A 25,296-nucleotide genomic window follows, 5' to 3' on the forward strand; every position below is an offset into this window, starting at 1 on the left:
CCGCACGGCCAAGGGGACAGGGAACCCGGAGATGACAGAGCGCCAGAAGGACCGTCCGTGGCTCATGCGGACGTACGCCGGCCACTCCACGGCCGAGGCGTCCAACGAGCTGTACCGCCGCAACCTCGCCAAGGGCCAGACCGGTCTGTCGGTGGCCTTCGACCTCCCCACCCAGACCGGCTACGACCCCGACCACGTGCTCGCGCGCGGCGAGGTCGGCCGGGTCGGGGTGCCGGTCTCGCACCTCGGGGACATGCGGCGGTTGTTCCGGGACATCCCGCTGGAACGCATGAACACCTCCATGACGATCAACGCCACCGCCATGTGGCTGCTGGCGCTGTACCAGGTGACCGCCGAGGAGCAGGGGGCCGACGTCTCGCTGCTCCAGGGCACCACCCAGAACGACATCGTCAAGGAGTACCTGTCGCGGGGCACGCACGTCTTCCCGCCCGGCCCCTCCCTGCGCCTGACCACCGACATGATCGCGTACACGGTCACCCACATGCCCAAGTGGAACCCGATCAACATCTGCAGCTACCACCTCCAGGAGGCCGGGGCCACCCCGGTGCAGGAGATCGCGTACGCCATGTCCACCGCGATCGCCGTGCTCGACGCGGTCCGTGACGGCGGGCAGGTCCCGGCCGAGCGCTTCGGCGAGGTCGTCGCCCGCATCTCCTTCTTCGTCAACGCGGGCGTCCGCTTCATCGAGGAGATGTGCAAGATGCGCGCCTTCGGCCGCATCTGGGACCGGATCACCCGGGAGCGGTACGGCATCGAGGACGCCCGCCAACGCCGGTTCCGCTACGGCGTGCAGGTCAACTCCCTGGGGCTGACCGAGGCGCAGCCGGAGAACAACGTCCAGCGGATCGTGCTGGAGATGCTGGCCGTCACCCTCTCCAAGGACGCTCGCGCCCGCGCCGTCCAACTGCCCGCCTGGAACGAGGCCCTGGGCCTGCCCCGACCCTGGGACCAGCAGTGGAGCCTGCGCATCCAGCAGGTCCTGGCGCACGAGAGCGACCTGCTGGAGTACGAGGACATCTTCGCCGGCTCGCACGTGATCGAGGCCAAGGTCGACGCCCTGGTCGAGGAGTGCCTCGCCGAGATCGGGCGGATCCAGGAGATGGGCGGGGCCATGGCCGCCGTCGAGTCCGGCTACCTCAAGTCGCGGCTCGTCGGCAGCCACGCCGAGCGCCGGGCCCGGATCGAGGCCGGCGAGGACAAGATCGTCGGCGTCAACTGCTTCGAGCAGACCGAGCCGAACCCGCTCACCGCCGACCTCGACGCCGCGATCATGACCGTGGACGCGGGGGTCGAGGCCGGGGTGATCGACTCGATCGGCCGGTGGAAGGCCGAACGACAGGAGTCCACCGACCGGCAGGGCGGCGGCGACCCCTTCCTCTTCCCCAGCGTCGGCCAGGCCCTGGACCGGCTGCGGGAGGCCGCCGCGGACCCCGCCGAGAACCTCATGGAGGCCACCTTGGAGTGCGTCCGCGCCGGTGTCACCACCGGCGAGTGGGCCGGGGCGCTGCGCGAGGTCTTCGGCGAGTTCCGGGCCCCCACCGGGGTGTCCTCCGCCCCCGTCGCCGTGCCCGCCGAGGCCGGCACCCCGCTCGCGGAGGTCCGGGCCAAGGTGGACCGCACCGCCGCCGACCTCGGGGTGGGCCGGCTGCGGCTGCTCGTGGGCAAGCCGGGGCTGGACGGGCACTCCAACGGCGCCGAGCAGATCGCCGTGCGGGCCCGCGACGCCGGGTTCGAGGTGATCTACCAGGGCATCCGGCTCACCCCCGAGCAGATCGCGACGGCGGCCCTCGCGGAGGATGTGCACTGCGTGGGGCTGTCGATCCTCTCCGGCTCCCACAGCGCCCTGGTGCCCGACGTGCTGGAGCGGCTGCGGGCGGCCGGCGCCGGGGAGGTCCCCGTGATCGTCGGCGGGATCATCCCGCAGGCCGACGGCGAGGAGTTGCGCGCCGCCGGCGTGGCCGCCGTCTTCACCCCGAAGGACTTCGGAATCACGGAGATCATCGGCCGTATCGTCGACGAGATCCGCACCGCCAACAAGCTCGACCCCGTGGAGGTCCCCGCATGACCAGCGCCACCCCCGCCCCCGTGAACCGCCTGCGCCCGCGCCGGTCCTGTCTCGCGGTGCCGGGCTCCAACCCCCGCTTCCTGGAGAAGGCCCAGGGGCTCGACGCCGACCAGGTCTTCCTGGACCTGGAGGACGCGTGCGCCCCGCTCGCGAAGGAGGGCGCGCGGCACACCATCGTCGAGGCGCTGAACCAGGGCGACTGGGGCTCCAAGACCCGTGTCGTGCGCGTCAACGACTGGACCACGCACTGGACCTACCGCGACGTGATCACCGTCGTGGAGGGCGCGGGCCAGAACCTCGACTGCATCATGCTCCCCAAGGTGCAGGACGCGAACCAGGTCGTGGCCCTGGACACCCTGCTGACCCAGATCGAGAAGACCATGGGCTTCGAGGTCGGCCGGATCGGCATCGAGGCGCAGATCGAGAACGCCAAGGGCCTGATCAACGTGGACGCCATCGCGGCGGCCTCGCCCCGGGTGGAGACGATCATCTTCGGCCCGGCCGACTTCATGGCCTCCATCAACATGAAGTCCCTCGTGGTCGGCATGCAGCCGCCCGGCTACCCGGCCGACGCCTACCACTACATCCTGATGCGCATCCTGATGGCCGCCCGCGCCCACGACCTCCAGGCCATCGACGGCCCCTTCCTCCAGATCCGCGACGTGGACGCGTTCCGCGAGGTCGCCGGGCGCGCCGCGGCCCTGGGCTTCGACGGCAAGTGGGTGCTGCACCCCGGGCAGGTCGAGGCCGCCAACGAGGTCTTCTCGCCCTCGCAGGAGGACTACGACCACGCCGAGCTGATCCTCGACGCCTACGCCTGGTGCACCTCGGAGGCCGGCGGCCGCAAGGGTTCGGCGATGCTCGGCGACGAGATGATCGACGAGGCCAGCCGCAAGATGGCGCTGGTCATCGCGGGCAAGGGCCGGGCGGCGGGCATGGAGCGGACCACCAAGTTCGAGATCCCGGAGGACTGAGGGCGATGCAGTTCGGACGCACCTACGAGGAGTTCGAGGTCGGGGCGGTGTACAAGCACTGGCCCGGGAAGACCGTCACGGAGTACGACGACCACCTCTTCTGCCTGCTGACCATGAACCACCACCCGCTGCACCTGGACTCCCACTACGCCGAGTCCTCCACGGACTTCGGGCGGAACGTGGTGGTCGGCAACTACGTGTACTCGCTGCTGCTGGGCATGTCGGTACCGGACGTGTCGGGCAAGGCGATCGCGAACCTGGAGATCGAGTCGCTGCGGCACGTGGCGCCCACGTTCCACGGGGACACGATCTACGGCGAGACCGAGGTCCTGGACAAGACGCCCTCGCGGTCCAAGAGCGACCGGGGCGTGGTGTACGTGGAGACCAAGGGCTACAAGCAGGACGGCACCCTCGTCTGCGTCTTCCGGCGCAAGGTGATGGTCCCGAACGAGACGTACGTCAAGGAGCGCGGCGGCGAGCAGCCGGGCCGCCCGGTGCCGAGGGAACAGGGGAAGTAAGCCATGGCACGACTCGCTCAGACCGCCGGCCTCACCGAGGTGCAGCGGGAGATCCTCAAGACCGTCCGCGAGTTCGTCGACAAGGAGATCCTCCCGGTCGCGACGGAGCTGGAGCACCGCGACGAGTACCCGCAGGCCATCGTGGACGGCCTGAAGGACCTCGGACTGTTCGGGCTGATGATCCCCGAGGAGTACGGGGGTCTGGGCGAGTCGCTGCTCACCTACGCGCTGTGCGTGGAGGAGCTGGCGCGGGGCTGGATGTCGGTGTCCGGCATCGTGAACACGCACTTCATCGTGGCGTACATGCTCAAGCAGCACGGCACCGAGGAGCAGAAGTCGCACTTCCTGCCGCGGATGGCGACGGGCGAGGTGCGCGGGGCGTTCTCGATGTCGGAGCCGGGGCTCGGTTCGGATGTGTCGGCCATCACGTCGAAGGCCGTGCGCGAGGACGACGGGTACGTGTTGAACGGCCAGAAGATGTGGCTGACCAACGGCGGCTCGTCCACGCTCGTGGCGGTGCTGGTGAGAAGTGACGAAGGCCACCCCGAGGGCACCGCGCCGCACAAGTCGATGACGACCTTCCTGGTGGAGAAGGAGCCGGGGTTCGGGGAGGTGCGGCCGGGCCTGACCATCCCGGGGAAGATCGACAAGATGGGGTACAAGGGCGTCGACACCACCGAACTGATCATGGACGGCCTGCGGATCCCGGCGGACCGCGTGCTCGGCGGGGTCACCGGCCGAGGTTTTTACCAGATGATGGACGGGGTCGAGGTGGGCCGCGTGAACGTCGCGGCGCGTGGCTGCGGGGTCGCGCAGCGTGCGTTCGAACTCGGCGTCTCCTACGCGCAGCAGCGTCACACGTTCGGGAAGCCGATCGCGCAGCACCAGGCGATCCAGTTCAAGCTCGCCGAGATGGCCACCAAGGTCGAAGCGGCTCATGCGATGATGGTCAATGCAGCACGCAAAAAGGACAGCGGGGAACGAAACGACCTGGAAGCGGGGATGGCCAAGTACCTCGCCTCCGAATACTGCAAGGAGGTGGTCGAGGACGCCTTCCGCATCCACGGTGGTTACGGCTTCTCCAAGGAGTACGAGATCGAACGCCTCTACCGCGAGGCACCGATGCTCCTGATCGGTGAGGGAACCGCCGAAATCCAGAAAATGATCATCGGGCGACGACTGCTGGAAGAGTACCGACTCCAAGGTTGATACGTCCGCTTTTGACCGGATCTGACCAGGGTCACGGGACGGAGGCGGCGCGATTTGCCACGGGATGACGGCCATCGACTCGGTTGCCGGCTTGCCCAGTTGTCGCGCGCAACCGATAGCATTCCAGTAAAGCCGCCGTCCCGTCCCCCCGTTTGCGGCGCGGCAATCACCCGCTACGAAGGTCATCCATGCCCCACAGCCAAACCTCTGCACCTCGCGGCCGTGTCCGCCTCGCGCGCGGAGCATCGCCGTGGCTTCTGCCGACCGTCGCCACCGCGGCCCTGAGCCTGGCCAAGGCTCGCCGGTCCGGGCGCTGGGCCGCGGCGGCCGTGCCCACCACCGCTCTGGCGGCGGGCATGTTGTGGTTCTTCCGCGACCCCGAGCGCGAGATCGCGCAGGGTCGGGTCATCTCCCCCGCCGACGGCGTGGTGCAGAGCATCATGCCGTGGAAGGACGGACGGACCCGCGTCGCGATCTTCATGAGCCCGCTCAACGTTCACGTCAACCGCGCGCCGCTCGCCGGCACCGTGACCTCCGTGGAGCACGTCCCGGGCGGCTTCGTCCCGGCGTTCAACAAGGAGAGCGAGAACAACGAGCGGGTGGTGTGGCACTTCGACACCGAGCTCGGCGACATCGAGATGGTGCAGATCGCCGGCGCCGTCGCCCGTCGCATCGTTCCGTACGTCCCCGCCGGCACCAAGGTCGAGCAGGGCGAACGCATCGGCCTGATCCGCTTCGGCTCGCGCGTCGACATCTATCTCCCCGAGGGCGTCGAAGTCGCGGTCGAGGTCGGACAGGCCACCACCGCGGGGGTGACCCGAATTGACCGTGACTGACCCCGACACTCCGCGCGCGGGCTGGGTGCCCGAGGCCGAGGAGGAGCCCGGCGACGGCGAGGACATGCCGTTGTCGCTGAGGTTGTCGATAGCGGACACCCTCACCCTGGGCAACGCCACCTGCGGCTTCATGGCGGTGTACTTCACCACCACCGGCATCCTCATCCCGCACCTCACCGGCAGTGACGAGTCGGGCATGGCCCGTCACAGCGCGGCGACCGCGGTGATACTGATGCTGCTCGCGGCGGTCTTCGACCTCTTCGACGGCATCGTCGCCCGCAAGCTGCGCAGCTCCCCGATGGGCGCCGAGCTGGACAACCTCTCGGACCTGATCAGCTTCGGGCTGGCCCCCGCGTACTTCGTGCTCGTCTACGGCCTCGTCGCCAACGACGCGCACGAACGGGTCTCCGCCCTCGCGGCCATCGTGGTGCTCCTCGCCGTCGTGCTCAGACTCGCGAGATTCAGCATCGTGACCATGAAGGACGGCATGTTCCAGGGCATGCCGAGCCCCTTCGGCGCGCTGACGGTCGTCTCGATCGTGCTGCTGGAGCTGCCCTTCGTGCCCACCCTCCTCGCGATCATCGGGGTGGCCTGGCTGATGGTGAGCCGGGTCGAGTACCCCAAGCCGCGCGGAGTGCTGGCGGTGGCCATGCTGAGCTGGATCGTCAGCGCCATGGGGTTGCTCGCCGCCTGGGCCTTCGATGCCCCCGGCGGCCAGCTGCTCCTGCAGACCGGCTGCGCCCTGCAGATCGTGCTCGCGGCGACGATCCCGCTGTTCGCGACCACCCGCCGGGTCAACACGATCCGGCACAACCGGCGCGAGGCCCGCGCCGGCCAGGTCCCCTAGGGAACCGCCCTCGTCGAACCGAGGCCCCCGGACGCCGAACAAGCGTCCGGGGGCCTCGTGCGTGCCGCCCACCACGTGCGCGGACGCGGCCTCGATGTCGCGAAACCGCCGGCCGTACGTCGCCCGACCCGGGATCCTGGAGTCATGCACACCGACACCGAGCGCTGCGTCCGGGCCGTGCGGTCCAAGGACCCGCGGTTCGACGGCTGGTTCTTCACCGCCGTGCGGACCACCGGGATCTACTGCCGGCCGAGCTGCCCGGCGGTCACCCCCAAGCCCGAGAACATGAGCTTCCTGCCCAGCGCCGCCGCCTGCCGGCAGGCCGGCTACCGCGCCTGCAAGCGCTGCCGGCCCGACACCACCCCCGGCTCCCCCGAGTGGAACGCCCGCGCCGACGTGGTGGCCCGCGCCATGCGCCTGATCCAGGACGGGGTCGTCGACCGCGAGGGCGTGCCGGGCCTGGCCCGCCGGCTCGGCTACTCCACCCGCCAGATCGAACGGCAGCTCGGCGCCGAGCTGGGCGCCGGCCCGCTGGCCCTGGCCCGTGCCCAGCGCGCCCAGACCGCCCGCCTGCTGGTGGAGACCACGGCGCTGCCGATGGCCGACGTGGCCTTCGCCGCCGGCTTCTCCTCCATCCGCACCTTCAACGACACCGTCCGGGAGGTGTTCGCGCTGGCCCCCGGAGAGCTCCGCGAACGCGCCGCGCGCCGGGCCCCCGGCCACGACTCCCCCGGGGCCGCCCCCGGCACCCTCGCCCTGCGGCTGCCGTTCCGCGCCCCCCTCACCCCCGACAACCTCTTCGGGCACCTGGCGGCCACCGCCGTGCCCGGGGTCGAGGAATGGCGCGACGGCGCCTACCGACGCACCCTGCGGCTGCCCTACGGCACCGGGATCGTGGCCCTGGCGCCCCGACCCGACCACGTGGACTGCCGGCTGGCCCTGACCGACCTGCGGGACCTGAACACCGCGATCAGTCGCTGCCGCCGCATGCTGGACCTGGACGCGGACCCCGAGGCGGTGGACGAGCTGCTGTCCCGGGACCCGCTGCTGGCCCCGCTGGTCGCCAAGGCCCCGGGCCGACGGGTCCCGCGCACGGTGGACGCCGCCGAGTTCGCGCTGCGCGCCGTCCTGGGCCAACAGGTGTCCACGGCCGCGGCCCGCACCCACGCCGGCCGGCTCGCCGCCGCCTACGGGGAGCCCCTCGTCGACGTGCACCCCGAGGGCGGCCTGAACCGGCTCTTCCCCGACCCGGCGGCCTTGGCCGACCTCGACCCCGAGGCCCTGGCCCTGCCGCGCAGCAGGCGCGCCACCGTCACCACGCTGATCGCGGAGTTGGCGGGCGGCTCGCTCGCCCTCGACGTGGACAGCGACTGGGACGAGGCACGGGCCCGGCTGCTGGCCCTGCCGGGCTTCGGCCCGTGGACGGTGGAGGTGATCGCGATGCGGGCCCTCGGCGACCCCGACGCCTTCATCCCCACCGACCTCGGGGTGCGCAAGGCGGCCGGCGCCCTGGGCCTGCCCACCGGCCCGGCCGCGCTGACCGCGCGGGCCGCGGCCTGGCGGCCCTGGCGCGCGTACGCCGTCCAACACCTGTGGGCCACCGACTCCCACCCGATCAACCACCTGCCGGCGTGAACGCCGGACCGACCGAGCGTTCCGACCGTCCGAGGAGAGACACAGACATGACCAGCGACGCACGACTCGTGACGCACGCCGTGGTGGACAGCCCCTACGGCGAGCTGACCCTGGTGGCCCGGGACGGGGTCCTCTCGGGCCTCTACATGACCGAACAGCGCCACCGCCCCGAGCCGGAGACCTTCGGCGAACGGGTCTCGGCCCTGGAGGAGCCCTTCGCGGAGGTTCGGCGGCAGCTCGCCCTGTACTTCGCCGGCGAGCTCACCGAGTTCGACGTGCCGGTGCGGCTGGAGGGCACCGAGTTCCAGAAGAGCGTGTGGGCCCAGCTGCTGCGGATCCCCTACGGCGAGACCTGGTCCTACGGGGAGCTCGCCGAACGCCTCGGCAACCCGAAGGCGTCCCGGGCCGTCGGCCTGGCCAACGGCAAGAACCCGATCAGCATCATCGTCCCCTGCCACCGGGTGATCGGGTCCTCGGGCTCGATGACCGGCTACGGCGGCGGGCTCGCCCGCAAGGAACGCCTGCTGGCCTTCGAATCGGGCGCCCTGACGCTCTGAGGGCGGCGGCACGCCGTTGCGGGCCCCGCCGGGGACGGCGGGGCCCGCACGGGGCGCTCAGACCACGTTGAGGGGCACCAGCAGCGCGAACGCGGCGCCCGCGTCCACCGCGTGCCCGAACTGCGACGGGTGCTGCACCGGCGCCGCCAGCAACACCAGCGACCGCTGCCCGTCCGCGGCCCGCACCCAGTCCTCCGGAGCGCCCAGGGTGCCCTGGTACCAGCCCGCGCAGGCCCCCGGGCCGGACAGCACCAGCAGGTCCTCGGCGAGCCGGTACTCGGCCATCCAGTCGTCGGCGGGGACCGCCCAGCCCTCGAAGTCCGAGAACAACGACCAGCCGCCGTCGCGTATGGCCGCGTCGAGGATCCAGACGGGCTGCCCGTCCTCGGTCACCTCGTCGCCCGCCAGCCGCTCGGTGGTGAAGTGCACCAGCGGCAGGGCGTCGGGGCCGTCGGCGGTGCCGGGCCAGGCGTACATCTCCAGCGGAGCGCTCATGCCTGCGGCCTCCCGTCGGCCAGTTCCGCGGCGCCGGCGCCCTCGACCCGCACCCGGTTCGCCTCGGTGATCCGCAGCCCCAGCCCACCGGGCAGGTACGCGGTCAACTCGGCCGGCTCCACGAGCCGCCAGGAGATCAGCTCCTCCTCCTGCAGCTTGATCGCGTCGAGCTGCTCGGCGCTCAGCACCCCGCCGTCGTACACCCAGCCGACCAGCGGCGGGCGCCCGGCGCCGGTGCTGTAGTCCACGGCGAGCAGCCGGCCGAGCGGCAGGTCGAGGCCGATCTCCTCCAGCGTCTCGCGCCGCGCGGCCTCCCGGGGCGTCTCGCCCCGGTCCGACTCCACGGTCCCGCCGGGCAGTGCCCAGCCCTCGCGGTAGTTGGGTTCGACGAGCAGGAGACGCCCCCGTTCGTCACGGAACAGGGCGGCGGCGCCGGCGAGCACCCGAGGCAGGCTCGCGATGTAAGTGGCGTACTCAGAGCTGGTCACGGCCCCACCCTAACGGCGCAACGGGGGCGGCTGTCGATCATCCGAACGGCCCGTCCACCGATCGGACGGCAGAATGACTACAAGGGTGGACAAATATCGTCTCTCGCGAGAGACGAAGTTTGTCTATTCTCATAGACTGGCGTGGTGAAGAAGCGAGATCTCCTCCGCACGCTCCGGGCCATCGCCTCGGAGAAGGGCGTTGATCTCGTCTGGGCACGCACCGGTGGGTCACACGAGATCTGGACACTCCGAACGACCCGGCTGGTCGTGCCACGACACAATGAGATCGCCGAAGGCACGGCCCGAAGCATCATCAGGGCCGCGAAGGGAGCGTGACCGACGACCGGCGGGCCGACGCCCTCGGCGCGCCGCCGGTCCCGATCACCGGTCCCGCACGAGCGGACGATCGGGAAGGAGAGACATGGAGAGATACCGGGCAGTCGCTCGACATGAGGGAAAGTGGTGGTCGGTCTCGTTCGAGAACCTCCCGCCCGGCTACGGCGGGGCCACGCAAGGCCGCACTTGGGCCGAAGCCGAGCGCATGGCCCACGAAGCGGTGGCGCTGCTGCTCGACGTGCCGGAGGACTCGTTCGAGTTGGTGATGCGCCCGGCCGACCCCGAACTCGCGTCGGCCATCACGGAGGCCGAACAGGCGCGCGCGGAAGCGGAAAACGCGGCCGCTCGGGCGCGCACGGCACTGATCGCGGCAGCCCGCACGCTCACGGGCACCGTGAGCGTGCGGGACGCGGGGGCAATGCTGGGTGTGTCGCACCAGCAAGTCGCCAAGCTCGCCCCGAAAAGTCCGATTTCCCAATCCTTGCCGAAAACCCGGCACTCCTGACACGCATCCCGGCTCGGCCCGTCTGTTCCCCGTACACGTGGGGGCCCGATTGGACTGCCGAACTGGTTCGACAGTCCAGCCGATCCCAACTGCGCACGAGGCCCTCAGGGGGCCGGGGGTGGGGAGCTCGGCGGGTCTTCCGGGGGGCGGGTGCGGGATTCGGCGGCTCGGCGCAGGCGGGGGTGGCGGGCCGGGCCGGCCTCCGTGATCGCGTCGCCGACCATCGCGCGGACCGCGTCCCGCAGGCCGTGCAGGGCGTGGTGGCGGGCCGGGCCGGCGCCGGGGTCCTCGCGGAGCTCCTTCACCAGCGCCCAGCACAGCAGCAGCATGACCACCACGAAGGGCAGGGCCACCAGGATCGTCGCGGTCTGGAGGGACTTCAGGCCGCCGGCGACCAGGAGCCCGGCGGCCACGGCCGCCATCAGCACGCCCCAGGTGACCACGAGCCAGGTCGGCGGGTGCAGGGAGCCCCGGCTGGTGAGCGAGCCCATGACCAGGGAGGCCGAGTCGGCGCTGGTCACGAAGTACGTCATCACCAGCAGCATCGCCAGCCAGGAGGTGACCGGGCCCAGCGGCAGGGCGTCGAGCATCGCGAAGAGGCTGGCCTCGGCGCCGTTCTTGACGGCCCCGGCGAGGTCGGCGGCGCCGGTGGAGTCGAGGCGGATCGCCGTGCCGCCCATCACGCAGAACCAGACCACGGTGGCGCCGGAGGGCACCAGCAGCACGCCGACGAGGAACTCGCGGATGGTGCGGCCCCGCGAGATGCGGGCGATGAAGGTGCCGACGAACGGCGCCCAGGACAGCCACCACGCCCAGTAGAAGATCGTCCACGCGCCGAGCCAGCTCTGGTCGGTGAAGGCGCCGGTGCGGCTGGCCATCGGGAGCAGTTCGTGGAGGTAGCTGCCGACGCTGGAGGGGATCACGTCGAGGATGTAGACGGTGGGGCCGAGCAGGAACACGAACAGCATCAGGGCGCCGGCGAGCACGATGTTGATGGTGCTGAGCCATTTCACGCCCTTGTGCAGGCCGGAGAAGGCCGAGAGCACGAAGGCGGCGGACAGCGAGCCGATGATGATCAGTTCGAGGGCCTTGGAGTCCTCGACGCCGGTGGTGATGTTGAGGCCCTCGGCGACCTGGAGGGCGCCCAGGCCCAGGCTGGTGGCGGTGCCGAAGACGGTGGCGAAGACGGCGAGGAGGTCGATGGCCTTGCCGGGGGCGCCGTCGGCGCGGCGGGCGCCGATCAGGGGGACGAAGGCGGAGCTGAGGCGGTTGCCGCGGCCCTTGCGGAAGGTCGCGTAGGCGAGGGCGAGGCCGGCGATGCCGTAGATGGCCCAGGGGGTGAGCGTCCAGTGGAAGAAGGAGTACTCCAGGGCGGCGCGGGCCGCGTCCCCGGTGCCGGGGGCCGCGCCGCTGGCGGGCGGCGGGGTGAGGTAGTGGGTGAGGGGTTCGCCGACGCCGTAGAACATCAGGCCGATGCCCATGCCGGCGCTGAACATCATCGCGATCCAGGCGAGGTTCCCGAACTCGGGTTCGGCGTCGTCGGCGCCGAGCCGGACCCGGCCGAAGCGGCTGAGGGCGAGGAAGACGCACATGACGAGGAACACGTCGGCGGCGATCACGAACAGCCAGGCGAAATTGGTGAGGACCCAGTTCAGGGCGGTGCCGGAGACCGAGTCGAAGGACTTCTGGCCGAAGGCCGCCCAGGCGACCACGCCGAGCACCGCGACCACTCCGATCACGACCACGGTCCGGTCGGGGCTGTCGTCCTCCGGGGCGTCGGGGCGGGGTGGATCGAGTGTTTCCGTGCTCATGCGACCCAACTATGGGATGTAAATCACCATTTTTACGCATGCCGCGCCGCGTGTCGGAGCGGTGTGACCCAGGGCACCCATGGGCATAGGAGGATCCTCCGGATAGGCTCGGGGGTGGCGCGACTGCACTGTTCGATAGCAAGGGATCAGCAAGGTGACGGACGGAGCAGTACATGAGACCGCGCGCGTGCTCATCGCCGCGGACAAGTTCAAGGGCTCGCTCACGGCCGTACAGGTCGCCGAGCGGGTGACGGCGGGCCTGCGCGCCGCCGTACCCGGCGTGGAGGTCGAGACCCTCCCCGTCGCGGACGGCGGCGACGGAACCGTCGCGGCCGCCGTGGCGGCCGGTTTCGAACGCCGTGAGGTCCGGGTCGCCGGCCCGATCGGCGAGGAGGTCACGGCCGCCTACGCCCTGCGCGACGGCACCGCCGTGGTCGAGATGGCCGAGGCCAGCGGCCTGCAGCTGCTGCCCAAGGGCGTCTTCGCGGCCCTCACCGCGACCACGCACGGCTCGGGCGAGGTCCTGAAGGCCGCGCTGGACGCCGGGGCGCGCACGATCGTGTTCGGTGTGGGCGGCAGCGCCACCACCGACGGCGGCGCCGGCATGCTCACGGCGCTCGGCGCCCGCTTCCTCAAGGCCGACGGCACCCCCGTGGGCCCGGGCGGCGGCGGCCTGGCGGAGCTGGCCACGGCCGACCTGTCCGGCGTGGACCCGCGGTTCGCCGAGGTCGAGTTCGTGCTCGCCAGCGACGTGGACAACCCGCTGACCGGCCCGAAGGGCGCCCCGGCGGTCTACGGCCCGCAGAAGGGCGCCTCGCCCGAGGACGTGGCCACCCTGGACGCGGCCCTCGCCCACTACGCCGAGGTGCTCTCCGAGTCCATCGGCGGGAAGGCCCTGGAACTGGCGGCCTCGCCGGGCGCGGGCGGCGCGGGCGGCATCGGCTACGGCGCGCTGCTGCTCGGGGCGAGCTTCCGGCCCGGCATCGAGCTGATGCTGGAGGTGCTCGGCTTCGCCGAGGCCCTGGAGCGGGCCGACGTGGTCATCACCGGCGAGGGCTCCCTGGACGAGCAGACCCTGCACGGGAAGGCGCCGGCCGGTGTGGCGGCGGCGGCCCGGGCGGCCGGCAAGGAGGTCGTCGCGGTGTGCGGCCGGCTCGCGCTGGAGCAGGACACCCTCAAGGCGGCCGGCATCCGTCGCGCCTACCCGCTGACCGAGATCGAGCCCGACACGGCGAAGTGCATCGCCAACGCGGGCCCGCTCCTGGAAGAGGTGGCCCGCAACATCGCGGCCGACCTCCTCTGACCCCGCGGAACCCACACCCCGGCCCGGCCCCCTCCCCCCGCGAGAGGCGACCGGGCCGGTGGCGTCTCGCGGGGCCGCCGGGGCTCAGGTGCGGGTGAGGGGGGCCCAGGGGCCGAGGGTGAAGCCGCTGTGGGAGGTGGCTCGGACCTCCAGGGCCGAGGCGCCCGCGAAGTGGGCCGGAAGGAGCAGTTCGCGGCGGTCCGCCGCCCGGGCCAGTACCCGGCGCCGGGTGGCCGCCGCCTGAGCGGGGTCCTGGCAGAAGCAGCTGTTGTGCTCGGGGGCGAGGATCTGCACGGGGCTGTGCACGAGGTCCCCGACGAACACCGCCCGCTCCCCGCCCGACTCCAGCCGCAGCACGGCCGAGCCCGGGGTGTGCCCGGGGGCCGGTTCCAGGGTCAGGTGCTCGTCGATCCGCAGTTCCTCCTCCCACAGGTCGACCAGGCCATCGCGCAGCACGGGGGCCACGCTGTCCTCGTGGATCAGCCGGTCCTCGACCCGCCGGCCGCCCGCGTAGCCGCCGGCCGGGCCGAAGAACGCCTCGTCGGCGGCCGGGATCAGGTAGCGGGCGTGGGGGAAGGAGGGGGCCCAGGCGCCGTTCTCGGCGCGGGTGTTCCAGCCGACGTGGTCGCCGTGCAGGTGGGTGTTGACCACGACGTCCACGTCCTCGGCCCGCACCCCGGCCCCGGCGAGCGCGGCGAGCAGGTCCCCCTCGCGGTGGTGGAAGGCCGGGGAGTCGGGGCGTTCGCGGCCCGCGCCGACCCCGGGGTCGACGACGACGGTGCGGCCGGCGCTGCGCAGCACCCAGGTCTGGAGGGCGAGGACGGCGAGGTCCCGCTCCGGGTCCCAGTGGTCGGGGGCGAGGTCTGCGGCGTGGGCCCGCCACAGGGCGGGGTCGGCGTCGGGGACCAGGCCGGCGGCCTGGTCGAAGGTGCCCTGCCATTCGCGGACCCGGATCACCTCGACTTCTCCGAGGGTGAAGCGGTCGGTGGCGGTCGGCCGGTCGGCGAGGGTCTGTCGGTGCGTCATGTGCTCACCGTAGGCGGGGTGAGCGCGTCATTCGATGCGCTGTCAGCTCATCGCGATACGCGTCCGGCTCACCGACCCGGCCGCCGGCCCGGCCGTTAGGGTGCCGTCATGGACGTGGTGAGCGAGGCTTTGGCGGCGGTGCGGCTCGGGACCCCGCGGGCCACCTGGATCGAGCGGAGCGGTCGGTGGGCCGTGCGCTTGGCCGCGTACGACGGGGTGGGCTTCCACGCCGTGCTGCGCGGCTCCTGCCGGGTGGCGCTGGACGGGGCCGAGCCCGTGGAACTGGGGCCCGGTGACGTGGTGTTGGTGCCGCACGGGAGCGCGCACGTGCTGGCCGATCACGGCGCGGACCGCGCGGCGATGGCGCGGGCGGTGCCGTTCACGGGTTCGCCCGTGCCCACCGGGCCGGGCGCGCCGCCGCTCGTGCGCGATCCGGGGGCGACGGAGTTGTTGTGCGGGAAGTACCGGCTCGACCGGGCCCGCGTGCACCCGTTCCTGGTCGGGCTGCCCGAGCTCGTGCACCTGCCGGCCGAGCGGGTCGCGGCCCATCCCCAACTCGGTCTCGCCATGGGCCTGTTGCGGGCCGAGATCGAGGATCGGCGGCCGGGGGCGCAGGCCGCGCTGACCGGGCTGCTGGACCTGCTGCTGGTGTACCTGCTGCGGGCCCGGCCGGTCGCGGAGGCGCCGACCGGCGGGTGGGACGCGGCGCTGGCCGATCCGGTGGTCTCCGTCGCGTTGCGGGTGCTGCACGCGGATCCGGCCGCGTCGTGGACGGCGGAGTCCCTGGCGCGGGCGGCCGGGGTCTCGCGGGCCACGTTGACGCGCCGGTTCACGGCCGGGGTGGGTCGGCCGCCGATGGCCTACCTGACCTGGTGGCGGTTGACCTCGGGGGCGCTGCGGCTGCGCACGTCGACGGAGCCGTTGGCGGCGGTGGCCCGGGCGGTGGGCTACGGCGGCCCGTACGCGTTCTCGCACGCCTTCACCCGCGAGTTCGGCGTCACCCCCGGCCGGTACCGGGCCCGTGCGGCGGCGGCCGGCGGGGAGGACCTGGCCGCCTGAGCGCTCAGGCGCGGGCCGGCTCGGGGGCTTCGAGGGCGGCGAGCACGTCGGCGGTGGTGACGACCCGCGCGAACCGGCCGCCGTGCAGGTTGACGGCGGTGGCGCGGGCGAGTTCGGCGGCGGGGGCGACGACCCCGTCGGGGCCGGCGAGGTCGAAGGTGTGGGTGGCGTCGAGGGGGACGAGGACCCGGTGTCCGAGGTTGCCGCCGACGCGGGCGGTGGTCTCGACGCACATGTTGGTCTGGATGCCGATGACGACGATCTGGTCGATGCCCTCGGCGCCGAGCCAGGCGTGCAGGTCGGGGGTGCCGTGGAAGGCCGAGTTGACGGTCTTGCGGACCTCCAGGACGGCGTGTTCGGCGCGGTCGGCGACGACCTGCTTCCAGGCGTGTCCGGGCTGGTCGGGGCCGAGGATCGTGCCGGCCGGGGAGGTGTGGCGGACCAGGACGATCGGCCGGCCGGCGGCCTGCCAGGCGTCCATGAGGGCGCCGATGTTGGCTTCGGCCTCGGGGTTGTCGCGGGGGCCCCAGAACTCGGCGTTCTCGAAGGCGCGTTGCACGTCCACGACGATCAGGGCGGCGTTGGGGGCGATGGTGGGGAGCGGGGTGTTCCGTGTGGTGGTCATGGGTTCATCCTGGGCTCCCGACGGGGGGCCGTCCCAGGGCCGGGGCCGCCGCGAATCGATGGGATCGCGCCGGCGTGGCCGTGGCGCAGCGGTCTCTGGTAGACCGGTGGCATGCGTACCGTCGCCGTTCTCGTGCAGCCCGGGGCCCGGGCCTTCGACCTCGCCGTGATCGGGGAGGTGTGGGGCCGGCACATCGCCGGGTCCTCCCTGCCGGTGTTCGAACTGGGCCGGTGCGCGGCCGGGCCCGAACCGGTGGCGTTGCCGGGCGGGTTGAGCATGACCCCGGACCGGGACCTGGAGTGGCTGGTGTCGGCGGACCTGGTGGTGGTGCCGGGTCTGGCCGATCCGGCCACGCCGACCCCGGAGCCGTTGCTCGCGGCCCTGCGGGCGGCGCACGCGCGCGGGACGCCGGTGGCCGCGTTGTGTGCGGGCGCGTTCGTGCTGGCGCGGGCGGGGTTGTTGGACGGGCGGCGGGCGGTGACGCACTGGTGGTTGGCGGATCGGCTGGCGGCCGAGTGGCCGGCCGCGGAGGTGGTGTCGGACGCCCTGTTCGTGCACGACGACGGGGTGTGGACCTCGGCGGGGGTGGCGGCCGGCATCGACCTGTGTCTGCACCTGGTGCGGGAGGCGCACGGTTCGGAGCCGGCGGCGACGCTCGCGCGGGCGATGGTGACCGGGCCGTTCCGGGCCGGCGGGGACGCGCAGGTCCTGGACCTGCCGGTGCCGGTGGCGGACCGGACGGCGCGGGTCCTGGGCGCGGTGCGGGCGCGGGCCCTGGAGCGGTTGCACGAGCCCTTGTCGGTGGGGGTGTTGGCCGGCTGGGCGGGGATGTCCCCGCGCGCGTTCACCCGGCATTTCGCGGCGGCCACCGGCACCACCCCGCACGAGTGGCTGCTGCGCCGCCGGTTGGACGAGGCGCGGCGGTTGTTGGAGCGCACGGACCATCCGGTGCCGGAGGTGGCCCGACGGGCCGGTTTCGGGAGCGAGGTGACGATGCGGCAGCATTTCGCGGCCCGTTTCGGCTGCTCGCCCCGCGAGCATCGGCGGACGCACGCGGGGCGGGTCCGGTCGGGGTCGGGCGGTCAGTGAGGCCGGTCCTCCGGGCGGGCGGTGGGGCCGCCCCGGTGGGGGCCCGGTGGGTGGTGCGGGGCGCCGGGCGGGAGGGCGGCCAGGCAGTCCTCGGAGCAGGCGCGCACCAGCAGGGGCAGCACGTCGGTCGCGACGGTCAGGGAGGTCCAGGCGCTGACGGCGCGCTCCGGGTCCACGGGGCCGGCGCAGACGGAGCAGGGCCGGTCGGGGGCCGCCTCGGGGTCGGGCACGGAACTGGGTCGCAGCCACGGGAACGGGGCCTGGATCTTGGTGTTGCCGAACAGGGCGCGGGTGCTGACGGTGGATTCGACGAGCCGGGCGCAGCGGGTGATCTCGTAGGGGAACCAGTGCAGCCGGTAGGAGGTGTAGGGGGTGAACGCCTCCAGGGCGGTCATGCCGCCGATCTCGGCGGGCAGGCGCACGAGGTTGCTGCCGTAGAGCACGAGGTGGCGGACGCGGGTGAGGGCGCCGATGCTCGCGGGGAGGGTGATGATCTCGCGGCGTTCGCCGGGGGTGAGGGAGCCGAGGGGGGCGAATTCCTCGCGGCCGTCGGCGGCGGCCTCCTCGACGAGGTCGAGGAGGCGCAGCCAGCCCCGGGCGCGGGTGTCCTGGGGTTCGGTGTGGAAGCCGACGCGGGCCCGGGGGTCGGTGCCGGCGGCGAGGCAGCGGCAGGGGTCCTGGGCGGGGCCCTCGTCGCGGCGCGCGGCGCGTCCGGCGAGCCAACCGGTCAGGAATCGGGGGACCTTGGTGTCCATGACGGTCACTTTAAGGTGGTGGCGCGTTCCGCCCCAAGTCCCGTTTTCCGGACGTGTGGTGGGTCAGCGGCGGGGGTCAGCGGCGGCCGTGGGTCGAGCCGTGGCGCAGCCGGCGCCAGACGGCCTTGGCGGCGTTGTGTCCGGACATGCCGTGGACTCCGGGGCCGGGCGGGGTGGCGGAGGAGCAGAGGAAGACGGCGGGGTGGGGGGTGCTGTAGGGGAAGGCGGTGAGTTTGGGGCGCAGCAGCAGGCTGAGGCCGGCGGCGGAGCCGCAGGCGATGTCCCCGCCGACGTAGTTGGGGTTGCGGGCGGCGAGTTCGGGCGGGCCGGCGGTGGCGCGGGCGAGGACCAGGTCGCGGAATCCGGGTGCGAAGCGCTCCAGTTGGCGTTCGACGGCGTCGGTGAGGTCGCCTTCCCAGCCGTTGGGGACGTGCCCGTAGGCCCAGAACACGTGCTTGCCCTCGGGGGCGCGGCCGGGGTCGGCGAGGGTGGGTTGGGCGGTGATGAGGAAGGGGTGTTCGGGGGCGGCGCCGCCGGTGGCCGCGTCGAGGGCGCGGCCGATGTCGCGGGCGTGGGGGCCGATCTGGACGGTGCCGGCGCGGCGGGCGGGTTCGGCGGTCCACGGGACGGGCCCGGACAGGGCGTAGTCGATCTTGAAGGCGGCGGCGCCGTGCCGGTGGCCCTGGTAGGCGTTGCCGAGGCGGGCGATCCGGGCCAGGGCGCCGGGCGAGGTGTCGAAGACGTAGGCGCGGGCCGGGGGCAGGTCGTCGAGGCGTTTGACCTCGAAGTCGGTGTGCACGGTCCCGCCGAGTTCGCGCAGGTGGGCGGCGAGGGCGTCGGAGATGGCCTGGGAGCCGCCCTTGGCGATGGGCCAGCCGACGGCGTGCGCGGCCAGCGCGAAGACGAGGCCGACGCCGCTGGTGGCGATCCCGCCGAGGGGGGCCATGACGTGGGCGACGAGACCGGCGAACAGGGCCTTGGCGGGTTCGTCGCGGAAGCGTCGGCTCAGCCAGGTGGAGGGTTGCATCGCGGTGGCGCCGAACCGGGCCAGCAGTGCGGGGTCCCGGGGCAGGGCGGTGCTCGGCAGGGCGGTGAAATCGCGCAGGAGGGCGTCGAACCGGCCGAGGTAGGGGGCGACGAGCCGGCGGTAGGCGCCCGCGTCGCGGGGGCCGAGGGAGGCGGCGGTCTCGGCGGCGGAGCGGGAGAGCACGGCGGCGGTGCCGTCGTCGAAGGGGTGGGCCATGGGCAGCGGGTGGTGGACCCATTCCAGGCCGTGTCGGGCGAGCGGCAGCTCGTTGAAGACGGGCGAGGCGATGCCGAGGGGGTGCACGGCCGAACAGGGGTCGTGCCGGAACCCGGGGAGGGTGAGTTCCTCGGTGCGGGCTCCGCCGCCCACCGTGCCGGCCGCTTCGAAGACGGCGACGGAGAAGCCGCGGCGGGCGAGTTCGACGGCGGCGGTCAGCCCGTTGGGCCCCGCTCCCACCACGACCGCGTCGAGAATCGAGGGCACCTGGACTCCTTCGTCGGTTGTTCGGGCGCGCTGGCCGTGCGGCCGGGCCCCCAGGATAGGGCGGCGGCGGGAGCGCTCCGCGCGCCCGGGTCGGGTCGGGCCGGGCGCGCGGGTCGGGGGGTGTGCTCAGGCGGGGCCGCGCAGGAGGCCCAGGACGGTGTCGACGGTGGCCCGGTCCCGGCCGACCACGAAGGGCAGGGCGTTGTCGCGGTCCACCCGGAAGGGGTCTCCCGCGACGGTGCCCTGGGCGCCGCCCGCCTCGGCGACGAGCAGCAGGCCGGCGGCGTGGTCCCAGGCGGAGGGCCAGGTCCAGGCGACGGCCTCGCCCTCGCCGCGGGCCAGGCGCAGGTACTCCAGGCCGGCGGAGCCGCAGGCGCGGGCGCGGACCCCGGGGACGTCGAGGCGGGCCAGGGCCCGTCGGTCGTCCTCGTTCGTGTAGAGGGGGTGGGCGGTGGCGACCCGCAGGTCGGCCCCGGGCTCGGGGGCGCCGCAGTCGAGTCGGACGCCGTCGAGGAAGGCGCCGCCGCCGCGCAGGGCGTGGGCCATGGTGTTCTCGGCGGGGGCGTGGGTGAGGGAGAGCAGGATCTCGCCCCGGTGGGCGAGGGCCACGAGGGTGCAGAACTCGGTCTCGCCGGCGACGAACTGGCGGGTGCCGTCCACGGGGTCGACGATCCACACGGGGGCGTCGCCGCGCAGGGCCGCGTAGGCGGAGGGGTCGGCGGCGACGGCCTCCTCCCCCACCACGACGGAGCCGGGCAGCAGGGCGGTCAGCGATTCGGTGAGACGGCGTTCGGCCTCGCGGTCGGCGTCGGTGACCAGGTCGTGCGGGCCGGCCTTCTGGTCCACCTGGTCGGCGGTGAGGGTCCGGAACCGGGGGAGGATCTCGGCCGCGGCGGCGGCCCGCACGGCGGTGTCGGCCTGCGCCAGGAGGGTGCGCAGGGTCGCGTCGGGAAGTTCGTCGGTCATGCCCCCATCCCATCACGCCCGCGCACGCCCCCCGGGCGGCCGGTCGCCCCGCCGGCCGTCAGCCCGTGAGCGCGGGGATGACGTGTTCTCCGTAGGCGTCGACGACGGCCTCGCGGGCGTCGTGCATGTCGTAGACCGCGAACTGGTCCACCCCGAGGTCGCGCAGGACGCGGAGCTTGTCCACGTGCGCCTCGACGGGGCCCAGCAGGCAGAAGCGGTCGACGATCTCGTCGGGCACGAAGTCGGCGGAGGGGTTCCCTGCCCGGCCGTGGTGGCTGTAGTCGTAGCCCTGGCGGGCCTTGACGTACTCGGTGAGGGCGTCGGGGACCATGCCTGAGTGTTCCCCGTACCGGCTCACCAGGTCGGCGACGTGGTTGCCGACCATGCCGCCGAACCAGCGGCACTGGTCGCGGGCGTGCGCGAGGGCGCCGGCGGAGTCGTCGGCGGTGACGTACGCGGGGGCGGCCACGCAGATGGTGATCGCGTCGGGGTCCCGGCCGGCGGCCTTCGCGGCCTCGCGGACGGCCTTGACCATCCATTCCGTGAGGTACGGGTCGGCGAGTTGCAGGATGAACCCGTCGGCCCGTTGCCCGGCCAGGGCCAGCGCCTTGGGCCCGTACGCGGCCATCCAGACCGGCAGCCGGCCCTCGCGGATCCACGGGATGCGGACGGCGTTGCCGTCGACGACGGCCTCGCGGCCCTCGGCGAGGTCGCGGATGGCGTCGATGGCCTCGCCGAGCCGGGCCAGGGTGTTGGGGGCGCGGCCGGCGACCCGCATGGCCGAGTCGCCGCGGCCGATGCCGCAGACGGTGCGGTTGCCGTACATGTCGTTGAGGGTGGCGAAGGTGGAGGCGGTCACCTCCCAGGTGCGGGTGCCCGGGTTGGTGACCATGGGGCCGACCCGCAGGTTCCGCGTCTCGGCGAGGATCCGGCTGTAGATGACGAAGGGCTCCTGCCACAGGACGGCGGAGTCGAAGGTCCAGCCGTAGCGGAAGCCGGCGCGCTCGGCCCGGCGCATCAGGTCGACCACCTGGGAGGCGGGCGGGTCGGTTTGCAGGACGAGTCCGAAGTCCATGGCGCCTCTCAGAGGTACTGGCAGGTGGATCGGGGGACGAAGGCGCCGTGGCCGGCGCGTCCGGTGTAGCGGCGGCCGTCGAGGACGAGTTCGCCGCGGGAGAGGACGGTGTCGACGCGTCCGGTGATCCGTCTGCCCTCGTACGCCGAGTAGTCCACGTTCATGTGGTGGGTCTCGGCGGACAGGACCTGCTCGACGTGCGGGTCGTAGATCACCACGTCGGCGTCGGCGCCGGGGGCGAGGGTGCCCTTGCGGGGGTAAAGGCCGAACATGCGGGCCGGGGCCGCGCAGGCGATCTCGATCCAGCGGCGGCGGCCGATGTGCCCGTCGACGACGGCCTGGTGCAGGAGGTCCATGCGGTTCTCGACCCCGGGGAGCCCGTTGGGGATCTTGGAGAAGTCGCCGCGGCCGAGTTCCTTCTGGCCGGTGAAGCAGAACGGGCAGTGGTCGGTGGAGACGACCTGGAGGTCGTCGGTGCGCAGGCCGCGCCAGAGGGCTGCCTGGTGTTCGCGGGGGCGCAGGGGGGTGGAGCAGACGTACTTGGCGCCCTCGAAGTCGGGTTCGGCGAGGTTGTCGGTGGAGAGGAAGAGGTACTGCGGGCAGGTCTCGCCGAAGACGGGCAGGCCCTTGTCGCGGGCGGCGGTGAGTTCGGCGACGGCCTCCTCGGCGGAGACGTGCACGACGTAGAGGGGCGAGCCGGCGACCTGGGCGAGTTTGATCGCGCGGTGGGTGGCCTCGGCCTCCAGCAGGGCCTTGCGGACCTCGCCGTGGTACCGGGGGTCGGTCTCGCCGCGGGCGAGGGCCTGTTCGACGAGCACGTCGATGGCGATGCCGTTCTCGGCGTGCATCATGATCAGCCCGCCGTTGGCGGCGCCGCGTTGCATGGCGCGCAGGATCTGCCCGTCGTCGCTGTAGAACACGCCGGGGTAGGCCATGAACAGCTTGAAGGAGGTGATGCCCTCCTCCACCAGCAGGTCCATCTCCTTGAGGGTGCCCTCGTTGACGTCGGAGAGGATCATGTGGAAGGCGTAGTCGACGGCGCAGTTGCCGTCGGCCTTGGCGTACCAGGTGTCGAGTCCCTCGCGCAGGGGGCGGCCGACGCTCTGGACGGCGAAGTCCACGATGGTGGTGGTGCCGCCCCAGGCGGCGGCCCGGGTGCCGGTCTCGAAGGTGTCGGAGGCGGAGGTGCCGCCGAAGGGCAGTTCCATGTGGGTGTGGGCGTCGACGCCGCCCGGGATCACGTACTTGCCGGTGGCGTCCAGGGTGCGGTCGGCGGTCCAGGCGAGGGCGGCGGCCGAGCCGGAGGCGGCCAGCGCGGCGATCTTGCCGCCCTCGATGAGCACGTCGGCGTGGATCTCGTCGGAGGCGGTGACGACGAGGCCGCCGCGGATGAGGGTGCGGGCGTACCGGGTCACGTCGGTTCCTCTCGGGCGGTCGCGCGCAGGGCGGCCCCGAGGGTCTCGGCGCCCTCCTCGGCCTCGGTGACGGTGAGGGACAGGGGCGGGGCGATCCGGAGCACGCTGGTGTCGTGGCCGCCGCCCTTGCCGAGCAGCAGGCCGTTCGCACGCGCGTGTTCGAGGACGGCGGCGGCCCGCGCGGGGTCCGCGGGTCCGGCGGCGTCGGTGAGTTCGATGCCGATCATCAGGCCCCGGCCGCGCACCTCGCGGACCCCGGGGACGCCGGCGGCGACGGCCCGCAGTCGTTCGATGAGCAGACCGCCGACGCGGCGGGCGTTGCCCTGGAGGTCGTGTTCGAGGAGGTGGCCGAGGTTGGCGAGGCCGGCGGCCATGGTGACGGGGGAACCGCCGAAGGTGGAGATGGAGTTGGCGTCGAGTCCGTTCATGATCTCGGCGCGGGCGATGACCCCGCCGATGGACATGCCGTTGCCGATGCCCTTGGCGAAGGTGACGATGTCGGGCGGCCCGGAGCGGTCGTGGGCCTGCCAGCCCCAGAAGTGGTCGCCGGTGCGGCCCCAGCCGGTCTGCACCTCGTCGCTGATCCACAGGATGCCGTGCTCGTCGAGGACCTCGCGGAAGGCGGCGAACAGGCCGTCGGGCGGGGCGGTGAACCCGCCGACGCCCTGCACGGGTTCGGCGATCAGGGCGGCGACCCCGGCGCGGGCGTGGCCGAGGACGTCGCGCAGGTCGGCGACGGCGGCGGCGGTGAACGCGGCGTCGTCGAGGTGCGCGAAGGGGCCCCGGGTGCGCACCGAACCGTGCACGTAGTGGGTTTGCAGCGGGGACAGGGAGGTCGGGGACCAGCCCTGGTTGCCGGTGATGCCCACGGTGGAGAAGGAGCGGCCGTGGTAGCTGTTGCGCATGGCGAGCACCTGGTTGGAGCGGCGGTGCGCGGTGGCGAGCAGCAGGGCGGTGTCGTTGGCCTCGGTGCCGGAGGTGGTGAAGAAGACGCGGGCGTCGGGGATGCCGGAGAGGGCGGCGATCCGTTCGGCCAGCTCGATCATGGGCCGGTTGAGGTAGAGGGTGGAGGAGTGGACGATGCGGGCGGCCTGTTCGGCGACGGCCTTGGTGACCTCGGGCAGGGCGTGGGCGGTCATCGTGGTGAGGATGCCGCCGAAGAAGTCGAGGTAGCGGTTGCCCTCGGCGTCCCAGACGTGCCGGCCCTCGCCGTGGGTGAGTTCGAGGGGGCGGTCGTAGTAGAGGGCGAGCCAGTCGGGCAGGACGGCGCGGTGCCGGGCGAGGAGGGGGGTCGGGTCGGTCACGGGCGCACCAGCCCACCGTAGGCGTCGGGGCGGCGGTCGCGGTAGAAGGCCCACTGGGTGCGGACCTCGCCGATGAGGTCGAAGTCGAGGTCGCGGACGAGGAGTTCCTCCTCCTTGTCGCCGGCCGGGTCGCCGACGAACTGTCCGCGCGGGTCCACGAAGTAGCTGGTGCCGTAGAAGTCGTTGTCCCCGTACTCCTCGCGGCCGACGCGGTTGATGGCGGCGACGAAGTACTCGTTGGCGACGGCGGCGGCGGGCTGTTCGAGCTGCCACAGGTGGGAGGACAGGCCGCGGCTGGTGGCGGAGGGGTTGTAGACGAGTTGGGCGCCGGCCAGGCCCAGTTCGCGCCAGCCCTCGGGGAAGTGCCGGTCGTAGCAGATGTACACGCCGACCTTGCCGACGGCCGTGTCGAACACGGGCCAGCCGAGGTTTCCGGGTCGGAAGTAGTACTTCTCCCAGAAGCCGTGGATCTGCGGGATGTGGTGCTTGCGGTACTTGCCGAGGTAGCTGCCGTCGGCGTCGATGACGGCGGCGGTGTTGTAGTAGTGGCCCTCCTCCTCGATCTCGAAGATCGGGACGACGATCACCATGCCGGTCTCGCGGGCGAGGGCCTTCATCCGGGTGACGGTGGGGCCGTCGGGGACCGGTTCGGCCCACCGGTAGTGCTCCGGTTCCTGGACCTGGCAGAAGTAGGGGGCGTTGAAGACTTCCTGGAACCCGATGACCTTGGCACCCTGAGCGGCGGCCCGGCGGGCGTGCTCCTCGTGCTTGGCGATCATCGACTCGGTGTCACCGGTCCAGGTGGCCTGGACCAGCGCGGCGCGGACGAGGTGGGCCATGAGTGCTCCTTGGGCGGGCATGCGGCCTCGGAT

Annotated in this window: 25 protein-coding genes; 13 read left to right on the plus strand and 12 right to left on the minus strand. The window is 72.8% G+C overall.

The genetic code is table 11. The annotated features are described in order from the left end of the window. Window positions 1-31 precede the first annotated feature (31 nt). The 8 genes from ACN20G_RS02705 to ACN20G_RS02740 all read left to right on the plus strand — a co-directional run bounded on the left by ACN20G_RS02705 (window position 32) and on the right by ACN20G_RS02740 (window position 8,662). Window positions 32-2,086, plus strand: a complete 2,055-nt coding sequence (locus ACN20G_RS02705; RefSeq protein ID WP_424211082.1) for a protein meaA — start codon at window positions 32-34, stop codon at window positions 2,084-2,086. Beyond that, entirely contained in the window at window positions 2,083-3,060 is a 978-nt protein-coding gene (locus tag ACN20G_RS02710) for an HpcH/HpaI aldolase/citrate lyase family protein (RefSeq protein WP_424211083.1), read from the plus strand. Before ACN20G_RS02705 ends, ACN20G_RS02710 begins: the two co-directional genes overlap by 4 nt. A 5-nt stretch (window positions 3,061-3,065) precedes the next feature. Beyond that, window positions 3,066-3,578, plus strand: coding sequence for a MaoC family dehydratase (locus ACN20G_RS02715; protein WP_424211084.1), 513 nt, complete (start codon window positions 3,066-3,068; stop codon window positions 3,576-3,578). Window positions 3,579-3,581: 3 nt separating this feature from the next. After that, window positions 3,582-4,787: an acyl-CoA dehydrogenase family protein gene (locus tag ACN20G_RS02720; RefSeq protein ID WP_424211085.1), complete on the plus strand. Its 1,206-nt coding sequence runs from the start codon at window positions 3,582-3,584 to the stop codon at window positions 4,785-4,787. Window positions 4,788-4,975: 188 nt separating this feature from the next. After that, complete coding sequence (locus ACN20G_RS02725; protein ID WP_424211086.1) at window positions 4,976-5,623, plus strand: phosphatidylserine decarboxylase; 648 nt, start codon at window positions 4,976-4,978, stop codon at window positions 5,621-5,623. 25 nt (window positions 5,624-5,648) lie between these two features. After that, window positions 5,649-6,470 carry a CDP-diacylglycerol--serine O-phosphatidyltransferase gene (gene pssA, locus ACN20G_RS02730; RefSeq protein ID WP_424215343.1) on the plus strand — a complete coding sequence of 274 codons (822 nt, stop codon included), beginning with the start codon at window positions 5,649-5,651 and terminating at the stop codon, window positions 6,468-6,470. Between the two features lie 144 nt (window positions 6,471-6,614). Then, window positions 6,615-8,105 (plus strand): AlkA N-terminal domain-containing protein, encoded by a 1,491-nt coding sequence (locus tag ACN20G_RS02735; protein ID WP_424211087.1) that lies wholly within the window; start codon window positions 6,615-6,617, stop codon window positions 8,103-8,105. Between the two features lie 47 nt (window positions 8,106-8,152). After that, on the plus strand, window positions 8,153-8,662 hold the full coding sequence (locus tag ACN20G_RS02740; protein WP_424211088.1) for a methylated-DNA--[protein]-cysteine S-methyltransferase: 510 nt from the start codon (window positions 8,153-8,155) through the stop codon (window positions 8,660-8,662). A 57-nt stretch (window positions 8,663-8,719) separates the two neighbouring features. Here ACN20G_RS02740 and ACN20G_RS02745 read toward each other — a convergent pair whose 3' ends face one another. Together ACN20G_RS02745 and ACN20G_RS02750 are read right to left on the minus strand one after the other, a co-directional pair. Next, a complete protein-coding gene (locus ACN20G_RS02745) occupies window positions 8,720-9,157 on the minus strand; it encodes a hypothetical protein (RefSeq protein ID WP_424211089.1) in 438 nt (145 codons plus the stop codon). Then, window positions 9,154-9,645: an NUDIX domain-containing protein gene (locus ACN20G_RS02750; protein ID WP_424211090.1), complete on the minus strand. Its 492-nt coding sequence runs from the start codon at window positions 9,643-9,645 to the stop codon at window positions 9,154-9,156. The genes ACN20G_RS02745 and ACN20G_RS02750 overlap by 4 nt, the downstream gene beginning before the upstream one ends. A gap of 144 nt (window positions 9,646-9,789) precedes the next feature. Here ACN20G_RS02750 and ACN20G_RS02755 point away from each other — a divergent pair, with 144 nt between their 5' ends. Then, a complete protein-coding gene (locus tag ACN20G_RS02755; RefSeq protein ID WP_424211091.1) occupies window positions 9,790-9,981 on the plus strand; it encodes a type II toxin-antitoxin system HicA family toxin in 192 nt (63 codons plus the stop codon). An 85-nt stretch (window positions 9,982-10,066) separates the two neighbouring features. Next, window positions 10,067-10,486, plus strand: a complete 420-nt coding sequence (locus ACN20G_RS02760; RefSeq protein WP_424211092.1) for a type II toxin-antitoxin system HicB family antitoxin — start codon at window positions 10,067-10,069, stop codon at window positions 10,484-10,486. A gap of 104 nt (window positions 10,487-10,590) precedes the next feature. Here the strand turns inward: ACN20G_RS02760 and ACN20G_RS02765 are convergent, their stop codons facing one another. Next, window positions 10,591-12,297 carry a BCCT family transporter gene (locus ACN20G_RS02765; RefSeq protein WP_424211093.1) on the minus strand — a complete coding sequence of 569 codons (1,707 nt, stop codon included), beginning with the start codon at window positions 12,295-12,297 and terminating at the stop codon, window positions 10,591-10,593. A 154-nt stretch (window positions 12,298-12,451) separates the two neighbouring features. On the opposite strand from ACN20G_RS02765, the gene ACN20G_RS02770 reads away from it, so the two are divergent. Next, window positions 12,452-13,600: a glycerate kinase gene (locus tag ACN20G_RS02770; RefSeq protein WP_424211094.1), complete on the plus strand. Its 1,149-nt coding sequence runs from the start codon at window positions 12,452-12,454 to the stop codon at window positions 13,598-13,600. An 84-nt stretch (window positions 13,601-13,684) separates the two neighbouring features. Here ACN20G_RS02770 and ACN20G_RS02775 read toward each other — a convergent pair whose 3' ends face one another. After that, the gene (locus tag ACN20G_RS02775) at window positions 13,685-14,626 is read right to left on the minus strand and encodes an MBL fold metallo-hydrolase (RefSeq protein WP_424211095.1); all 942 of its coding nucleotides are present in this window, start codon (window positions 14,624-14,626) and stop codon (window positions 13,685-13,687) included. 108 nt (window positions 14,627-14,734) lie between these two features. Between ACN20G_RS02775 and ACN20G_RS02780 the strand changes: the two genes are divergently transcribed. After that, a complete protein-coding gene (locus tag ACN20G_RS02780; RefSeq protein WP_424211096.1) occupies window positions 14,735-15,685 on the plus strand; it encodes a cupin domain-containing protein in 951 nt (316 codons plus the stop codon). Window positions 15,686-15,689: 4 nt separating this feature from the next. Here ACN20G_RS02780 and ACN20G_RS02785 read toward each other — a convergent pair whose 3' ends face one another. Next, window positions 15,690-16,310 carry a cysteine hydrolase family protein gene (locus ACN20G_RS02785; RefSeq protein ID WP_424211097.1) on the minus strand — a complete coding sequence of 207 codons (621 nt, stop codon included), beginning with the start codon at window positions 16,308-16,310 and terminating at the stop codon, window positions 15,690-15,692. Between the two features lie 111 nt (window positions 16,311-16,421). Between ACN20G_RS02785 and ACN20G_RS02790 the strand changes: the two genes are divergently transcribed. Further along, window positions 16,422-17,399: a GlxA family transcriptional regulator gene (locus tag ACN20G_RS02790; protein ID WP_424211098.1), complete on the plus strand. Its 978-nt coding sequence runs from the start codon at window positions 16,422-16,424 to the stop codon at window positions 17,397-17,399. Here ACN20G_RS02790 and ACN20G_RS02795 read toward each other — a convergent pair. From ACN20G_RS02795 to ACN20G_RS02825, 7 genes are all read right to left on the minus strand, one after another. Beyond that, complete coding sequence (locus ACN20G_RS02795; RefSeq protein WP_424211099.1) at window positions 17,393-18,154, minus strand: leucine-rich repeat domain-containing protein; 762 nt, start codon at window positions 18,152-18,154, stop codon at window positions 17,393-17,395. The genes ACN20G_RS02790 and ACN20G_RS02795 overlap by 7 nt on opposite strands. Window positions 18,155-18,230: 76 nt before the next feature. After that, window positions 18,231-19,664, minus strand: coding sequence for a phytoene desaturase family protein (locus ACN20G_RS02800; protein WP_424211100.1), 1,434 nt, complete (start codon window positions 19,662-19,664; stop codon window positions 18,231-18,233). A 126-nt stretch (window positions 19,665-19,790) separates the two neighbouring features. Beyond that, window positions 19,791-20,630, minus strand: coding sequence for an inositol monophosphatase family protein (locus tag ACN20G_RS02805; RefSeq protein ID WP_424211101.1), 840 nt, complete (start codon window positions 20,628-20,630; stop codon window positions 19,791-19,793). Between the two features lie 58 nt (window positions 20,631-20,688). Further along, window positions 20,689-21,705, minus strand: coding sequence for a TIGR03842 family LLM class F420-dependent oxidoreductase (locus tag ACN20G_RS02810; RefSeq protein ID WP_424211102.1), 1,017 nt, complete (start codon window positions 21,703-21,705; stop codon window positions 20,689-20,691). Between the two features lie 8 nt (window positions 21,706-21,713). Further along, complete coding sequence (hydA, locus tag ACN20G_RS02815) at window positions 21,714-23,120, minus strand: dihydropyrimidinase (RefSeq protein ID WP_424211103.1); 1,407 nt, start codon at window positions 23,118-23,120, stop codon at window positions 21,714-21,716. Then, complete coding sequence (locus ACN20G_RS02820) at window positions 23,117-24,424, minus strand: aspartate aminotransferase family protein (RefSeq protein WP_424211104.1); 1,308 nt, start codon at window positions 24,422-24,424, stop codon at window positions 23,117-23,119. Before ACN20G_RS02820 ends, hydA begins: the two co-directional genes overlap by 4 nt. Continuing rightward, the gene (locus ACN20G_RS02825; protein ID WP_424211105.1) at window positions 24,421-25,263 is read right to left on the minus strand and encodes a nitrilase-related carbon-nitrogen hydrolase; all 843 of its coding nucleotides are present in this window, start codon (window positions 25,261-25,263) and stop codon (window positions 24,421-24,423) included. Before ACN20G_RS02825 ends, ACN20G_RS02820 begins: the two co-directional genes overlap by 4 nt. Between the last annotated feature and the right edge of the window lie 33 nt (window positions 25,264-25,296).

The sequence above is a fragment of the Streptomyces dryopteridis genome (assembly GCF_049606955.1).
In the GTDB taxonomy this organism is placed as follows: domain Bacteria; phylum Actinomycetota; class Actinomycetes; order Streptomycetales; family Streptomycetaceae; genus Streptomyces.

What these genes read in the sequence shown, in the direction of transcription:
- ACN20G_RS02735 (WP_424211087.1), top strand. Translation starts at nt 6,615, where the DNA reads ATGCACACCGACACCGAGCGCTGCGTCCGGGCCGTGCGGTCCAAGGAC.
- ACN20G_RS02720 (WP_424211085.1), top strand. Translation starts at nt 3,582, where the DNA reads ATGGCACGACTCGCTCAGACCGCCGGCCTCACCGAGGTGCAGCGGGAG.
- ACN20G_RS02765 (WP_424211093.1), bottom strand. Translation starts at nt 12,297, where the DNA reads ATGAGCACGGAAACACTCGATCCACCCCGCCCCGACGCCCCGGAGGAC.
- ACN20G_RS02725 (WP_424211086.1), top strand. Translation starts at nt 4,976, where the DNA reads ATGCCCCACAGCCAAACCTCTGCACCTCGCGGCCGTGTCCGCCTCGCG.
- ACN20G_RS02780 (WP_424211096.1), top strand. Translation starts at nt 14,735, where the DNA reads ATGGACGTGGTGAGCGAGGCTTTGGCGGCGGTGCGGCTCGGGACCCCG.
- ACN20G_RS02790 (WP_424211098.1), top strand. Translation starts at nt 16,422, where the DNA reads ATGCGTACCGTCGCCGTTCTCGTGCAGCCCGGGGCCCGGGCCTTCGAC.
- ACN20G_RS02795 (WP_424211099.1), bottom strand. Translation starts at nt 18,154, where the DNA reads ATGGACACCAAGGTCCCCCGATTCCTGACCGGTTGGCTCGCCGGACGC.
- ACN20G_RS02805 (WP_424211101.1), bottom strand. Translation starts at nt 20,630, where the DNA reads ATGACCGACGAACTTCCCGACGCGACCCTGCGCACCCTCCTGGCGCAG.
- ACN20G_RS02710 (WP_424211083.1), top strand. Translation starts at nt 2,083, where the DNA reads ATGACCAGCGCCACCCCCGCCCCCGTGAACCGCCTGCGCCCGCGCCGG.
- ACN20G_RS02825 (WP_424211105.1), bottom strand. Translation starts at nt 25,263, where the DNA reads ATGGCCCACCTCGTCCGCGCCGCGCTGGTCCAGGCCACCTGGACCGGT.
- ACN20G_RS02775 (WP_424211095.1), bottom strand. Translation starts at nt 14,626, where the DNA reads ATGACGCACCGACAGACCCTCGCCGACCGGCCGACCGCCACCGACCGC.
- ACN20G_RS02785 (WP_424211097.1), bottom strand. Translation starts at nt 16,310, where the DNA reads ATGACCACCACACGGAACACCCCGCTCCCCACCATCGCCCCCAACGCC.
- ACN20G_RS02760 (WP_424211092.1), top strand. Translation starts at nt 10,067, where the DNA reads ATGGAGAGATACCGGGCAGTCGCTCGACATGAGGGAAAGTGGTGGTCG.
- ACN20G_RS02810 (WP_424211102.1), bottom strand. Translation starts at nt 21,705, where the DNA reads ATGGACTTCGGACTCGTCCTGCAAACCGACCCGCCCGCCTCCCAGGTG.
- ACN20G_RS02740 (WP_424211088.1), top strand. Translation starts at nt 8,153, where the DNA reads ATGACCAGCGACGCACGACTCGTGACGCACGCCGTGGTGGACAGCCCC.
- ACN20G_RS02705 (WP_424211082.1), top strand. Translation starts at nt 32, where the DNA reads ATGACAGAGCGCCAGAAGGACCGTCCGTGGCTCATGCGGACGTACGCC.
- ACN20G_RS02715 (WP_424211084.1), top strand. Translation starts at nt 3,066, where the DNA reads ATGCAGTTCGGACGCACCTACGAGGAGTTCGAGGTCGGGGCGGTGTAC.
- ACN20G_RS02745 (WP_424211089.1), bottom strand. Translation starts at nt 9,157, where the DNA reads ATGAGCGCTCCGCTGGAGATGTACGCCTGGCCCGGCACCGCCGACGGC.